We start from the raw sequence: 14,502 nt of genomic DNA on the forward strand, positions 1-14,502 counted from the left end.
AGAACGAGCTGCTCGCGGTAGGTACCGGCCCTGACCAGGACCGTATCACGGGCCTGGGCTGCATCAATGGCCGCCTGGATGGTTTTATACTGGCTGGTGGGAACCACCAGGGTGCGGCAGGGCAGGGTGAGCCAGTTATTGAGCACCTGGGTTATAACTTCCATCCTGGCCTGGTTGAATCCAGGCAGGCAGTAGAACTGGCCGTACTGACCTCCTGCCGTGTTCACCAGAATGATGTTGTCCGACTGATAATTCTCACTGTCTTCGGCAAATATCTCATCGACCCGCCAGAAGGACATATGATGCCAGTCCGAGGAGAGGGCGTCGATCAGCAGATGATCGTAGCGCAGTGCGTATTGGGCTATGTATTCGGTAAACGAGCTGATATCGTAATCTCCATCCGGATCTTCATAATCCCTGACCGCCGTAGTCGGCTCCTGGAGACCGCCGCCCCGGCACAGACCGGGTGAGGACACGTCAAGGACCTGGCTTGCCCCTTTGGCCTCTGTGCTGTAATCCAGCTTCTTCCCATCGGTCTTTACCGAACTGCCAAAGGGCTCGGATCCTGTCCAGATCAGCATGTTGCCGTTCTCCATCCATTTCTCGGCCAATGATCCGTCAACCTCTCCCCCGTAAATAAGAGCAGGGCACAGATCGATAATTATCAGCACATCCAGCTTGCCGTTTTTCAGGCGCTCCTCGATCCAGGCATCCAGGGAATCGACTGTTCCCTGGTTATATCCGCTGAATATGGTCTTTGAGGTCAGGCCAAGATGATTGAAGATATAATTGGCACAGGACTCCTGCTCCTTCAGGCTCATCATCCCCTGAAGCTTCGGATAATAGATGGCCACTTCACCGAGGGACGCTGCTGCCGCCAGGAGCGGGCCACCGCAGGAGCCCGGAAAGACAGGAAGGCCCAGCATGAGTAATGCGGCGATGCAGGTAAAAATGACCATGCTGATCGAAACCGCTTTCCTTTCTCCCCCGCCTGTTATTTCTCTGCTGCTGTCGCTGCGCCTTCCGCTGGCGCCGCACCTGCGTATGGCATTACTCTTGTTGCCCGTGTGATTGAGTACTGCAATCTTTCCCCATCCTGTGACTTTCATCATTAATCCCCCTTTTTGGTTTATGATAGGCGTTATACTTAATAGACGCTATTGTCTGGCTTTTTGTTACTATTGCGATGGCACATGGAAAAATGATCTCCCCGCAGAGACGCAGAGGCGCAGAGAATAACCGAAAATGATATCCTCAGCGTCTCAGCGTCTCTGCGGGAGAAATACAACACTGCTGCTGTGTCGTCTTTCCCATAAGAGCGGGGGGCTTATGTTATCTTCCCCGTTTCCGTGCCAAACCAAAGAAAGGAGCATGGGCTGCCCGGAAAAAGGGAGGATCATGCTGCAAGATTGGAGCCACCAGGGGATGAGGGGAAAATACTTTTTCCAGAAAGTGCCGGGCTGATGGCCGGATATTTTCCCCCTGGGAGATAAACCCCTTATACAGGCTGAATGAGCAGCCTGCCTCACCCTCATCCTCATCCTGATCATTACCCGGTTCATAAGCCTGACTGCCGTCATCCTGTTTCCGGCTGTCACCTTGTCCTTTATCATATTCCTCACAATCTGGCCCGGTGGCAGCCAGCTCATAGGTCCGGTCGATGAGAAACCTGCCGGGGTCCCTCTCCATAGGACTGCCAATCGGCAGATTCATCAGGGCAGGATTGATGAAATGAACAACACTCTGGTTACGGGCGATAAAATCCAGGGTTTTCCGGCGGTCATGATCGGTTTCCGAGGGCAGGCCAAAGAGAAGATAGACATAATTCAGGATATTTTCCCGGGCCGACAGTTCCAGAATCCGCTCGGCCCGTTGCAGATCGATACCTTTTCGGCTCAGGGCAAGCAGCCGCTCCGATGCGCTTTCCAGGCCGAACTGCAGCATCCTGCATCCGGACGAGGAAAGATGTTTCATAAAGGCGGCATCTTCAAAGCAGGCTTCAAAGCGGACAAAGGAATAATAGGTGACGTTGCGCCCGGCAAAAAGATCAGCGATAATTTCCATGTTGGCCGGGGGCACTGCCGGGTCGGTGAAATGAAAAAGCGCTCCGGGGTGGTCCTCAAGGGTTTTTTGCAGGTTCCGGGCCAGATCCTTGCTCCCGGAAGTATGGGGGCTTCGCCCTGCATCCGGGCAAAAGGCACACCTGTTCCAGTAGCAGCCAAGGCTGGTGGCATAGGGCAGGACAGGGACCGGCGAAAAATAGCCGGACAGATTGAAATCCCCGTAATCAGGGGCAGGAAGATGGGGCAGAAGGTCCGGGGTTTCGATGAAAGGGCTCTTCGCTGCTGACTGCCGCAGAACAGCAGGCCACATCGGGCCGGATTCTGCCGCCCTTCCCAGGACAATCCGGTCAAAGAGGCCGGAGAGCAGGGACAGGCTCCGGGGCCGGTCCCGGTAGCAGTTGATCAATCCGCCGCCGATAATTGCCGGTATTTTGGGAAAACGTGTCTTGAGCCTGGCCGCCACGAAGAGCGTGGGAAAGAGCTGGGAGAGATAGGTCAGGGAGAAGGCGATGAGGTCGGGCCGATACTGCTCGACCCTGGGAAAGAGCCGCTCAGAGCACCAGTCATCGAAGGGGGAGCAGTTGGTTTGCCGGGCAGAGCGCAGGTTATTTGCCATATCCACCGCTGCATAGGGAAGCAACTGAAAGTTATTCAGGGATACGGCCATGTCAGGATACGGGGCAAATACCAGCTTCAGGGCATCATTCAGATGATGGACGAAGGTGAGATAGCGGCTGAACGATCGATACCCTTCCTCCGACTTCAGCGCCGCCCTGGCCCGGTCCAGGTGAAGATATGCCCGCCTGGCCCGCGTCCATCGGGAGGATGGCGCTCCCATCGTGCTGAAGGCAGCAAGGCACTCCAGTACATATTCGATGGATAAGACATAGTCCAGGAAATCGAGATTGGCGTCAAAGGCTAAAACCGTATGTTCCTGCTGATCCTGCTGCCACAGCGACTTGAGAAGGGCAAGCTGGCCGGGCGGTTCCGCAGGATGAAAAAAGGGAAGAGTAAGGAGAAGGATTCGCATGGGCCGATTCTATGCAAGCCTCTTTCAAATGTCAATATCCTGGAGTAAAATTATCGTTTTGATTTAGAAGTGTTTCCCTCTCTATCGAGAGGGGAAATCCACCTACTACTCTTTTCAGAAAATACTACACGTCTCTAACCACTTACCTTTCAATTCCTTAAGAGACCATTTGTCAGCTCCTTCCCTCTACTTTTCTCTTGATCAATGCAGGATTACGGCGCATTGGCAAGACCGCTACAACATAAGCAATGTCATCTACGATTTCGTAGTAAATGGCATAAGGAAATCGCTTGGCAAGCATTCGGTAGAGACCATGCTCTCTATTATGAATGCCTGCATAGATTACCAGGGATTCGATATCGGCAAGGAGACTATCCCAGAAGTAATCACCAACACCGGCTTCTCTTTGATCGTAAAAAGCTTTTCCGTCGTTCAGATCATCAGCGGCATCTTTCAGTATAACGATGTCTCTGACTTTCATGACTTACGGCTCGCCCTCAGCTTTTCAAGAGAAATGAATTCTGCTTTGCCGGTTTCAATCTTTATTTTCCTCTCTTCCAGGATATCCCTATGCCATTCAGGGGATTTTACTTCGGATTCTTCATCAATAAGTGAATCCCAAAGCGCCTCTATGGCTTGAAGACGCTCAATTCTGCTCATTTTCTTGATTTCCAGTGCGTTCATTTCGGTTCCCTTCTCTAAACCAAATCGCTCATATATGATGGCCATCACGCATTCGTCATTCCCGCGAAGGTGGGAATGACGGAGTTTAATGCCTGTAAAAGGTGTGTTACCTTACCAATATGAGCAAACCAAATACAACTTTGAATATCCTTTTATCTAATAATATAAGAATATCTACGGAAAGGCAAGGATAAAGTCACAGTGCTTTATCTCAAGGGCAAAGGATTTTAAAATCGAACGGAGAGTCGCTTTTTAGTCAACTTAAGAAAGGGAAGATCAGGGGAGACTTCTAGTAACTTAGAGGCCATCCCAAAACCTTTGGCGCAGGTACAATCAGTCACCTGAAGTAGGGTTTTGGGACAGCCTCTTAGTGGTCGTCTCGCTAAGTGCACGGCACGGGAATTACCCGGCCGGTTTGGTTCAACGACGCCCCCCTCACCCTAACCCTCTCCCCCCAAAGGGCAATGTCATTAACTTAAGAGGTGGATTAAGGACAGGCTTTTGCTCCATGATGGAGCTATCGTCCAGCCGCCCTGTCTCGACGGCCATCTATTACCTTTTAAGTGCCGATGAATTTTCCGCCTTCCACAGCCTCAAGTCTGATGAAATGTGGCATTTTTACTCCGGTGCTGCCTTGGCGATCCACATCATTGATAATACGGGGAAGTACTCGCAGGTGAGGCTTGGCAGCGATTACGAGCGGGGAGAAGTATTTCAGGCAGTGGTGGAGGCAGGATGCTGGTTCGGGGCTGCGATTGACAGCGGGGGGGCGACAGGCAGCAGCAGAGCGGCAGCCAGCGGCACCGATTATACGTTGGTAGGCTGTACGGTAGCACCGGGTTTTGATTTCATCGACTTTCGTCTGGGGGACAGAAGGGAACTGATCGAGCGATATCCTGAGCATACGGCGATTATCGAAAAACTCAGCCGGTGATAGTCACAGCGCACTCAGGGCAGCATCCTGCAGGGGGCCGGGGTGTAAAGCCCCGGCTCCCTGCAAAGAGGACAATCCTTATGGCATCTTACCAGTCATCACCGTTTCCATCGGCTGGATGATGGTATGTCTGGCCATGACACAGAACCGAGCACCAGTCATTACCCCTGCCGGGGGTATTGTCATAGCCTGCCGGATCGTCACATTTCCAGAACTTCGTCACCCACATATTTGAAAGGTCATTGTTAAATGCATACCGGGCGGGCATGCTGCTGTCCTGGTCTCCGATCAATCTGGACAGCTTGCCCCCGTGAGGCACAAGGATGTGACACCTTATGCATTCAGGTCCATCGGGCCAGTTGGAGGCATGAGAGATATGGACATTGGTGCTGTCCTGGACCCCGTACTTATTCTTGGAAAAACTCACGGTGGAATGACAGTTCAGGCAGAACAGCCCGTTTCCGTCCGGATGTCCATCCTTGACCGATCGATGGTTAGGGACAGCGGTATTTGCGATCTTGCGCAAGGTGCCGGTGCCGGTGCCGTTTTCTGCCGCTGACAGGGTGGGCCAGGCCCTGTTTCTCCCTTTGAGCATCCATTTGACTGTCGATCCGTGCGGTCCCTGGGCCGATGTTCCGGAAATCTCGTTATTGCTGTGACAGTCAGAGCACATCATGGTCTTGCCGGTTGCGGAGAAGTAGTAGCCGACGGTTCCATCCGAAGGTACGCCGCCGACAGGGACTCCCGTTGGAGCCTGCCAGGCGATCCATTGGGCTACTTCAAACCAGGTGGGCTGACTTTGCACGACCTGGCCAATGGCATACTTTTGCGTACTCCCCGGACTGCTGCAAATAACGACATAATACCCCACCAATGACGGCAGGTATTGATGGTAGTTCTTGACAGTGTCCGTGATTCTGTTCCCGGCTTTCGTGCCCTTGCCCGCATAGTATTCGATGGAGTAAACCACATCGTACTTGTCTGATCCGGACTGGAGCCCTGTCATACCCTGCCATGAAATGCTGAGACTGGTCGTGGTATTCGAATTGATTTTTCCAACCTGGTTGAAGGTGTATGATCCGGCTTTGCTCAAGGTCCCCACGCGGATTCCCCAATTTGCCCATTGGTTCGTCTGCCATCTCTTGCCATTGCCTGCATCGGGATCGATATTCAAAGTGAATTCGTAAGCATAACCGGAAAGGCCGGAATCCCCAATGAGCAGGCTGGTAAATGGGGCTGGCAGCCGGTTGGAGCAACACTCATTTCCGGGGTCAGTATCAGGAAGTGCCTGAGCTGCCGGGTGATAGGAATTGTTCTTGGAATTGAACTCCAGTGCAGCATCTGTCCATGACTGAGTTCCCGATCCGCCCCAGGAAGAGAAACTGGTGTTATAATTGCTGTGACACTTGAAACAGATATGGTATTCCCTGGTTGCCACCGACAAGAGGGCGGGCCATGAGGATACTGTGCTCCAGTTGCTGCTTCCCCATACTGCCGGCTCGATGCCGAAGGCACCCTTGAGAGGACCCGAAGCAGCTATTTCATTCGTGCCGGATGCAAGATGGAGCCCCGCATTACTGGCCAGCTCATTATGCAATCCGCTGTCAGCGGCATGAGGGTTATGGCAGTCATTGCACTCCACGTGCTTATTGGCCGACAGGTAGGCCCTGGTTTCCTCTTTGGGCGAATAGCGGTGAAGACCGCTGTAGCCGGTAACATTGTGCCGGTAGGTCTTGCCAAACACTGCCGGGATACTGGCAGGAGCACCTGACATGCCGCCAGCCTGCTGAGAGCCGCTGGTCGTATGACACTTCATGCAAAAGTCGGGGTCATCCAGGTCAGTAAACAGCATCCTCTGGTTTACCCCGCAAATACCGCCATCGAACGTATCATGGCAGTGGGTGCAGTCTCCTGTCAGACACCCTGTGCCTTCCGGGCATTCTATATGACCGGCACGATTGACCCCAAACGCGGTGTCACCGTGAGAGGTATCAGGATAACCCGCCATCCCCGCCTGCGGGAAGGCGGGAATCCCTGCTACGAGCACTATGATTATAAAAACAGCGAGCCGCACATACCGGCCTTGAGATTCTATGATCTGCATCGCTTTACCTTCCCTTCCTTACCTGTGCTGGAAAGGTTCTCTTACCTAGAGGTTCCCTTACCAATCCTCACCATTTACCCCAGATACATGATTTGCTACTCCGTGACACAGAACCGAGCAAAAAAGATCACCCCCTCCGGGAGGGTCGTTATAGCCTGCGGGATCGTCACATTTGCTGAACTTTGTAATCCACATATTGGAAAGATCGTTGTTAAAGGCGTAGCGGCTCGGCATGGTGCTGCGGTCTCCAATCAATCTGGATAACTTGCCGCCATGGGGCACAAGGATGTGACACCTTACACATTCAGGCCCATCGGGCCAGCCAGCAGCATGAATAAGATGGATATTGGTGCCATCCTGGACCCCGTATTTATTCTTGGAAAAACTCACCGTGGAGTGGCAGTTCAGGCAAAACAGGCCATTCCCATCCGGATTCCCGTCTTTTACGGATCTATGGTTAGGAGCAGCAGTGTTTCCGATCTTGCGTAACGTGCCTGTTCCTGTTCCGTTCTCTGAGGCTGACAGGGTAGGCCAGGCCCTGTTTCGTCCTTTCAGCATCCATTTGACTGTGGAGCCATGCGGCCCCTGGGCTGAAGTCCCGGAAATCTCGTTATTGCTGTGACAGTCGGAGCACATCAGGGTCTTGCCGGTTGCTGAGAAGTAGTAGCCGATTGTTCCGTCCGCAGGTACACCCCCAACAGGGACTCCCGTTGGAGCCTGCCAGGCAGTCCATTGCGCTACTTCAAACCATGTAGGCTGACTTTGCACGACCTGACCTATGGCAATTTTTTGAGAGCTTCCCGGACTGCTGCATATAACGACCTTATAACCCACCAGTGACGGCAGATATTGATGAAAGTTCTTGGCAGTGTCCGTGATTCTGATGCCGGCTTTGGTGCCCTTTCCTGCATAATATTCAATGGAATAAACCACATCGTACTTGTAGTTTATAAACGTAAGTCCCGTCATATCCTGCCATGAAATGGTGAGGCTGGTCGAAGTGTTTGAGACAATTTTCCCAACCTGATTATAGTACAGATTCCCGCCCGTAGTCAGCGTTCCCACTCTTACGCCCCAATTTGTCCATTGGTTAGCTGTCCATGTCTTACCATTGCCCGCGGCAGGATCAATGGCAAGAGTGAAATCTCCAGCTTGAGCGGAAAGGCCGGAATCACCAATGAGAAGACTCGTAAATGGGGCGGGCAGCCGGTCAGAACAGCACATGCTGGCAGGGTCCGTGTCAGGAAGAGCCTGAACGACAGGGTGATAGGATCCGTTACTGGGATTGAACTCCAGGGCAACGTTTGTCCATGCCTGAGTCCCCGATCCTCCCCAGGAAGAGAAACTGGTATTGTAATCGCTGTGGCACTTGAAGCAAATCTGGTATTCTCTGGTTGCTCCTGTTAATGTTACGGGCCATGACACTCCGCTCCAGTTGCTGCTTCCCCATACTGCCGGCTCGATGCCGAAGGCACCTTTGAGCGGGCCTGAACTGGCGATTTCATTCGTGCCGGATGCAAGATGGAGCCCCGCATTACTGGCCAGCTCATTATGCAATCCGCTGTCAGCGGCATGAGGGTTATGGCAGTCATTGCACTCCACGTGCTTATTGGCCGACAGGTAGGCCCTGGTTTCCTCTTTGGGCGAATAGCGGTGAAGACCGCTGTAGCCGGTAACATTGTGCCGGTAGGTCTTGCCAAACACTGCCGGGATACTGGCAGGAGCACCTGACATGCCGCCAGCCTGCTGAGAGCCGCTGGTCGTATGACACTTCATGCAAAAGTCGGGGTCATCCAGGTCAGTAAACAGCATCCTCTGGTTTACCCCGCAAATACCGCCATCGAACGTATCATGGCAGTGGGTGCAGTCTCCTGTCAGACACCCTGTGCCTTCCGGGCATTCTATATGACCGGCACGATTGACCCCAAACGCGGTGTCACCGTGAGAGGTATCAGGATAACCCGCCATCCCCGCCTGCGGGAAGGCGGGAATCCCTGCTACGAGCACTATGATTATAAAAACAGCGAGCCGCACATACCGGCCTTGAGATTCTGTGATCTTCATCGCTTTACCTTCCTTCCTTACCTGTGCTTGAAAAGTTTTATTCCTTCCAGTAGGTGTGAATATCTTTCCCGCTATTAGCGCGATTACCGAGGACAGCATTGTTCTGCACTGTTCCCTGTGACTCGATGAGGGAAACCGCCCCGCCCTCTCCAGACAATGCCTGGTTTTCAGTGAAGTTATTGTTCACCAGGGTCGGGGTTGACCGGAAGACATACAGAGCCCCTCCTTCACCATAATCGGCCCTGTTCTGGTAAAAGTCATTGTTTTTGATAACCGGAGAGGACTTGAAACAGAAAATCGCTCCTCCCAGCCCCTTATCAGCAACATTGTTTTTGAAGATATTATCCTGAATTGCCGGATTGGATTGATAACAGGCAATGCCGCCACCCTCACCTGCATTTCCCCGAGCGTTTCCATGCTGGATAGTCAATCCCTGGATCCGGCCATTACTCCCGTTCTTCAGGATAATGCAGGGAGCCCTGTTTCCTCCATCGAGGATAGTCCTTTCCCGGTTTTTACCCTGGAGATTGATGGATTTCCCATCAATAACCAGATTTTCACGATATATGCCGGGGAAAACGGTAACCGTATCCCCATCCCGAGCCAGGGAAATTGCCTTCTGAATGGTAGGGCATTCTCTGGAAGGAACGGAAAAAGAGGCAGCTTCCAGCGAATACGAAGGCATGAAGAATAATACTATACTTCCCAGTACGATAATCCCTATGAATTTCTTCATCGGTAATTCTCCTTATTTCGCGATTATAATAAACTCTGCCAAGACTGCGAATATCAGTTCTCTGTGGCCACGTCTACTTCCAGCAGTGTATTAACCTCGAGTGGTCCCATTCCCGTAAAGAGTTTGAGATATCTGCCCTGTTTGGGAGTAACGGCAGTGCCCGTTCCTGCCGGATCTGCCTGGGCCAGCCAATTGGCTTTCACCGCAGTGCCAAAGGCGGCTGGATCATCGCTGACGAAGATGTTCCACTGCCGGGTGGCCGAGAGGAGAAGGCGAATTTGCGTAACCTGACAGCTTTGTCCCAAATCAAAAATTACCCAATGGTCGGCAAAGGGAACGTACATATTGCCCGTCTCCGGATGATCGTCAATCAGGCATTCGGGCAGCCAGAAAAGATATTCAGAATGAACTGCCTGGGGAGTTCTCCAGATAACGGGGGAAGAAACCCCGGTGGTAAAATCCCAGGCGGGCGGGGTCAGGCTATGGCCGCCAACATCCTGGATCGATACCGTTATGGTAATATGTTCCTGGTCGCTGAAATTGGTTGCGGGATTGACAGTTACCTGATAGCGGGAGGATGTTCCGGTGACTGAAACGATTCCGGTATCCTCATCCGTATAGGTTTGCGAATAGGAAAGATCGCCCTGCAGGGAAATGGAGAATGTGCTCCAGTCAAGAGCATCCTGGCCATTGGAGAGAAGCAGCAGGCTGAGGTTACTGTCTACAGCCACGCCTTCACTTCCCGGCTGCGGATTCAGCAACCGGATCGAAGGGGGAAGCACCGGTCTGGCCCAGGTGCCCGCAGGCTTGTCCAGTGCCTGATAGGTCCGGTCATATTTGATGGTTGACGGACCAGCGTGACAGGCAACACATACACCTGTGTCTTCCAAAGCTCCGCCTCCAACTCCTCCCAGCACCGGCATATCACCATAAGCGCTCTCTTCACCAAAGATGGTGGGAGTAAATCCATCCTGTTTATACCAGCGGAAGCTCAGGGCAGGCACCTTATCCTCGGTTCCCGGCGTACTGATCAATTCTCCGTGGCGGATCATCACCGGATTCGGGGCGCCATGCACATTGTGGCAGGCAGGGCAACTGAGGCGGGAATCGATAAGGGCATCACCGAATTTTACGGCATCGGCTACGACAATACCATTTGCCAGATCAGAGAGCTGGACATAGCCGGAGCTTCCCTCGATAAAGGAAAATGTTCCCAACAGCGTCCAGGTGTTCCCATTAATCTGTTGATTTACTGTTCCCGTATAGGTTCCACCGCTATACACGATGGAATACTGAGCATTACTGGCATGCTCGGCGCTTGCCGGCCAGCGGGCGTAGACTTTGTATTCTCTGTTCTGGGGAAGGAGCGGGATCCAGGCAGCGGTGCTGGTGCCATCTCCCGCCGCATGCCACTGGTAATCAGTTCCATAGTATCCTCCAATCACTGTGGAGGAAGGCCAATCACCCACAAAAACGGCGTTGAGATTATCCACAATGATTTCATCGGGAACCAGCCGGTAATCCCAGTCCGAATCCCAGGCCACCCGTCCGGAAGTGATATGGGCCCGATGCCGGTTGACCCCGTCATCCTGGAAATTAGTCATAAAGGGAGCGGTACTTCCCATAATACGGTCATAGTTGTGACAGGTAAAGCAGAGGGTGAATCGATTGGCACCCGAACCGCCCAGAGGACCGACCCCCAAAGGTATGGTCATGGAATATTTAAGCCGATATCCATTCTGGTAATTGTGAGGATCATCGGGATTAAATGGATCGGAGCCGTGAGCATACGTCCGGGCATCACCGTCGATATGGGCAGTGGTCACAGTATGACAGGCTGAGCAGGTGATCTTATGGCCGGTGATGTTGTAGCCATAGGTGGCATTATCGCCCATAACATTGGGGGCGGATATTCCCTCACTGACTGAAATGCCATCGTCGTGGCATCCGGCACACCAGTTTTCCCGTCCGGATTGCAGGTCCTGCCCCTGCGGCTGTTGATACACTCCGCTCTGCCAGTTTGCTTTGGCTCCGATCACCGGGTCATCAACTCCATCATAGGCACCAGCCGGGCTATGACACCCGTCGCAAACATCCGTCTCTGAAAGATTGAAATGTCCATCTCCATTGCTGTCCGTCCCGGATTTAAAAAATGGATAATTGGCAGTATCGTGACAGGCAGCACAATCAATACATGGCCCCCGCAAATCATCGCTGTCGTGTTCCGTATGCGTGGAATGGCTGATAAAAGAGCCTGCTCCCGGACTCGTTTGACCCGGTTCATACTCGTATCCACTATCGTGGCCATGACACGATATACAGCCGGTTCCGGAACCGCCATTGTGGAAAAACTCTCCGCAATGGAAATGGCACGCGGAACAATCCTGACCGGTATAATGGCTGCCCCGCGGGGATGTGCCATCCGTTCGATAATAATTCGTCGAGGTATGACATACTTCACAGATACGGCTTCCACTCCCGTCAGCATAGTGATCAGGCTTAATCTGAAATACGACATTCTCTCCATTGATCGTTTCCGAAATGCCCGCCAGGTTTTGACTGGAACCGCTCAGATCATGACAAGCCGTACAATTGGTTTGGTAATGAAACGGAGCGGACCAGGCTACACCTCCGGTACCGAAGACAAGACATACGACAGCCAGACCCGCTGTCAATAGTCCCCATCCAGTCTTTATGACATTCATTTTTTTCTCCTCGGTGAAAGATATCCTCTTATGTTCCAGCTTCTTGCGGCCGTTTTTGATATTGCATTTAACTCATCAAAATCAAGGTCTTACAACAAGCACCAGAACCATATTGTATTGGTAATGCATGATTGCAGTGAGCTTAAAATTTTCATCTCTCCCATGCCGTCGCCCATGCTGACGGGCGATATGAGCCATTCTCCCAATAGTCATCGAGTACGTTTTTTTCAGGCCATTTACCTCCGATCTTCCCCCCGGCAAATCCCCTTATAATTTTGCCAAAAAGCCCATTCTGGTACCTCGTGTTTGTACGAGAGAGGTACCTTGTATGGCCACTCCAATTGTAAAGAAAGGCTCTCCCTATCAAACTCTCGCTTTATGGAGGCAGAGTCTTATGCTGGGGATTATTACGCTGGGGATTATGCTGGAGGTAAGCGGTGTCTGCAGTCTCTGGAACAAATTGATAATGCTTCTCTTTCATTCCAGGTATAATAAACTTGCCGGGTATTTTGCAAAGCCCAATACCATAACCATGCACCGAGTCAGGGGAATTCGCCAACATCCATATCCCTACCAGCCCATAAACAAATATACCTGCCACAGATAGACACAGCCCTGGCTCATAATAATATTTTATCTTTCAATGCTCCCTATTGTCAAAAAAATGAAACCAGTGGGGTCAGCCCTTGACATTTGACAAATCAGACGAATAAAGCAAATGTGCTTTCATGGTTTCCACATTTTTTTTCAGGTCACTATTCTTTTCCATCTTTTGAATAAATCTCTGACACACTTTAGTCACTGCTGAATAGCTCAGGTTGGTGAATATCTGTCCGATTTGCCTGTTCGAGAGGTTTGTATATCTTTTAGCCAAGTAAACAGCCAGGTCCCTGTATTTTCCATTCTTGTTGAAGATGTCATCTTTTGAAGTATGCAAACAACTGCACATCTGATCAATAATGAATTCAATATCAAGGGAGGACAATCTGTTACTCAGTGCTCTACGGCAGGAGATATCGCATCTTTTGGCGATCTCCTTTCCTTGAAATTTCCGCAGGGTTTCCTCAATAAATTCTCCCCCTCCCAGGATCACTCCTCCATAGATATTCCTCAGAGGATTCTCTCCTTCTATCCCGATCGCATCCTCTACAAATGCCTTGTACCTGCCTGGGGCTTCCTGTTTATTTCTCGAAATCATTTCCCAGATAAGATCATGGCTAATAATATCTTCTGCATCTTTACATACATAAGCTCTATAGCTGCTAAAGGGATAATCTTCCGGTCTTTCCACCATCTTTGCCCTCACAGGATTCAGGTGTAGATAGCGGCTCAACTCCAGCAAATAGTTATCTCGCTCTACCAGCAAGGCTTTATATCTTCCCTGGAAGAGGTGACCGGTTCTTTTTCGCTTTGTATTGAAGTATGTGGTGTAAGAGCCATTAATATAATGCATGACCTTGCTCAGGTTGGCTTGTGCTGTCTCCATGATCAGATGATAGTGATTCGTCATAAGCACATAGCAGTGAAGAGTGCAGTTATATTTTTCCTGGGCTTCCTGTAAATACTCCTTGAATTTTTCATAATCAAATCGTGACTGGTAGATCGTTCTCTGTTCATTGCCTCGAGCTGTTACATGATAAAAGGCACCTTCAAATTCAATTCGCAATGGTCTAGCCATATATTCTCCTGCTATTTTTAATCTCAGTACTTGGCAATTTTTGTAAAGATGTTAAAATTAATTCACTCTCATATTTCGCTACCGGACACTTTTTTTTCAATTCCTGTAATCAACCGCGAATGCACACGAATAGACGCTCATAAATTCTTTTGATTTGCCTTCATTATCGAGTCCTCTTTGTTCAGTTCGCGTTCATTCGCGTTCATTCGCCGTTGTTACCTCAAAAGTGTCCGGTAGAGAGTCTCATATATCAGTCACCATACCTTCTTCTGACTTCTGACTTCTGACTTCTGACTCCTGACTCCTGACTCCTGGCTTCTGGCTTCTGACTTCTGACTTCTGACTCCTGGCTTCTCTTTTAAAACGGTATCTAATATGAATGGCACTTACATAAGCCAAGCTTATAATATAGAGAGGACACAAAGCACACAGGGAAAAAAATATCTCCCGCAGAGACGCAGAGACGCAGAGAACAACCAATCCGGCAAGGTCCTGATGAAAGTC

At 51.0% G+C, this 14,502-nt stretch carries 11 protein-coding genes; 1 reads left to right on the forward strand and 10 read right to left on the reverse strand.

Going from position 1 to position 14,502, the window contains the following annotated elements:
• The 4 genes from AB1611_03975 to AB1611_03990 form a co-directional block, all read right to left on the reverse strand.
• A partial coding sequence (locus AB1611_03975) for a hypothetical protein (GenBank protein ID MEW6378752.1) occupies positions 1-1,112 on the reverse strand: 1,112 nt, incomplete at its 3' end.
• Positions 1,113-1,332: 220 nt separating this feature from the next.
• The gene (locus AB1611_03980) at positions 1,333-3,093 is read right to left on the reverse strand and encodes a B12-binding domain-containing radical SAM protein (protein ID MEW6378753.1); all 1,761 of its coding nucleotides are present in this window, start codon (positions 3,091-3,093) and stop codon (positions 1,333-1,335) included.
• A gap of 172 nt (positions 3,094-3,265) precedes the next feature.
• On the reverse strand, positions 3,266-3,574 hold the full coding sequence (locus tag AB1611_03985; GenBank protein MEW6378754.1) for a type II toxin-antitoxin system RelE/ParE family toxin: 309 nt from the start codon (positions 3,572-3,574) through the stop codon (positions 3,266-3,268).
• Complete coding sequence (locus AB1611_03990; GenBank protein ID MEW6378755.1) at positions 3,571-3,822, reverse strand: addiction module protein; 252 nt, start codon at positions 3,820-3,822, stop codon at positions 3,571-3,573. The genes AB1611_03985 and AB1611_03990 overlap by 4 nt, the downstream gene beginning before the upstream one ends.
• A 463-nt stretch (positions 3,823-4,285) precedes the next feature.
• Here AB1611_03990 and AB1611_03995 point away from each other — a divergent pair, with 463 nt between their 5' ends.
• Positions 4,286-4,711, forward strand: coding sequence for a cupin domain-containing protein (locus AB1611_03995; GenBank protein ID MEW6378756.1), 426 nt, complete (start codon positions 4,286-4,288; stop codon positions 4,709-4,711).
• A gap of 88 nt (positions 4,712-4,799) precedes the next feature.
• On the opposite strand, the gene AB1611_04000 is transcribed toward AB1611_03995, so the two are convergent.
• The 6 genes from AB1611_04000 to AB1611_04025 form a co-directional block, all read right to left on the reverse strand.
• Positions 4,800-6,815 carry a hypothetical protein gene (locus AB1611_04000; protein MEW6378757.1) on the reverse strand — a complete coding sequence of 672 codons (2,016 nt, stop codon included), beginning with the start codon at positions 6,813-6,815 and terminating at the stop codon, positions 4,800-4,802.
• A 57-nt stretch (positions 6,816-6,872) separates the two neighbouring features.
• The gene (locus AB1611_04005; GenBank protein ID MEW6378758.1) at positions 6,873-8,879 is read right to left on the reverse strand and encodes a hypothetical protein; all 2,007 of its coding nucleotides are present in this window, start codon (positions 8,877-8,879) and stop codon (positions 6,873-6,875) included.
• A gap of 37 nt (positions 8,880-8,916) precedes the next feature.
• A complete protein-coding gene (locus AB1611_04010; protein ID MEW6378759.1) occupies positions 8,917-9,615 on the reverse strand; it encodes a hypothetical protein in 699 nt (232 codons plus the stop codon).
• Positions 9,616-9,668: 53 nt separating this feature from the next.
• The gene (locus tag AB1611_04015) at positions 9,669-12,320 is read right to left on the reverse strand and encodes an Ig-like domain-containing protein (protein ID MEW6378760.1); all 2,652 of its coding nucleotides are present in this window, start codon (positions 12,318-12,320) and stop codon (positions 9,669-9,671) included.
• Positions 12,321-12,999: 679 nt separating this feature from the next.
• Complete coding sequence (locus AB1611_04020) at positions 13,000-13,998, reverse strand: transposase (GenBank protein ID MEW6378761.1); 999 nt, start codon at positions 13,996-13,998, stop codon at positions 13,000-13,002.
• 243 nt (positions 13,999-14,241) lie between these two features.
• The coding region (locus AB1611_04025) for a hypothetical protein (GenBank protein MEW6378762.1) at positions 14,242-14,502 on the reverse strand (261 nt) is incomplete at its 5' end.

It is taken from the genome of bacterium, from assembly GCA_040755755.1.
Lineage (GTDB): Bacteria > SZUA-182 > SZUA-182 > DTGQ01 > DTGQ01 > DTGQ01.

Coding starts and splice junctions, on each gene's coding strand:
- AB1611_03980 (MEW6378753.1), bottom strand. CDS start 3,093: ATGCGAATCCTTCTCCTTACTCTTCCCTTTTTTCATCCTGCGGAACCG.
- AB1611_03985 (MEW6378754.1), bottom strand. CDS start 3,574: ATGAAAGTCAGAGACATCGTTATACTGAAAGATGCCGCTGATGATCTG.
- AB1611_03990 (MEW6378755.1), bottom strand. CDS start 3,822: ATGGCCATCATATATGAGCGATTTGGTTTAGAGAAGGGAACCGAAATG.
- AB1611_03995 (MEW6378756.1), top strand. CDS start 4,286: ATGATGGAGCTATCGTCCAGCCGCCCTGTCTCGACGGCCATCTATTAC.
- AB1611_04000 (MEW6378757.1), bottom strand. CDS start 6,815: ATGCAGATCATAGAATCTCAAGGCCGGTATGTGCGGCTCGCTGTTTTT.
- AB1611_04005 (MEW6378758.1), bottom strand. CDS start 8,879: ATGAAGATCACAGAATCTCAAGGCCGGTATGTGCGGCTCGCTGTTTTT.
- AB1611_04010 (MEW6378759.1), bottom strand. CDS start 9,615: ATGAAGAAATTCATAGGGATTATCGTACTGGGAAGTATAGTATTATTC.
- AB1611_04015 (MEW6378760.1), bottom strand. CDS start 12,320: ATGAATGTCATAAAGACTGGATGGGGACTATTGACAGCGGGTCTGGCT.
- AB1611_04020 (MEW6378761.1), bottom strand. CDS start 13,998: ATGGCTAGACCATTGCGAATTGAATTTGAAGGTGCCTTTTATCATGTA.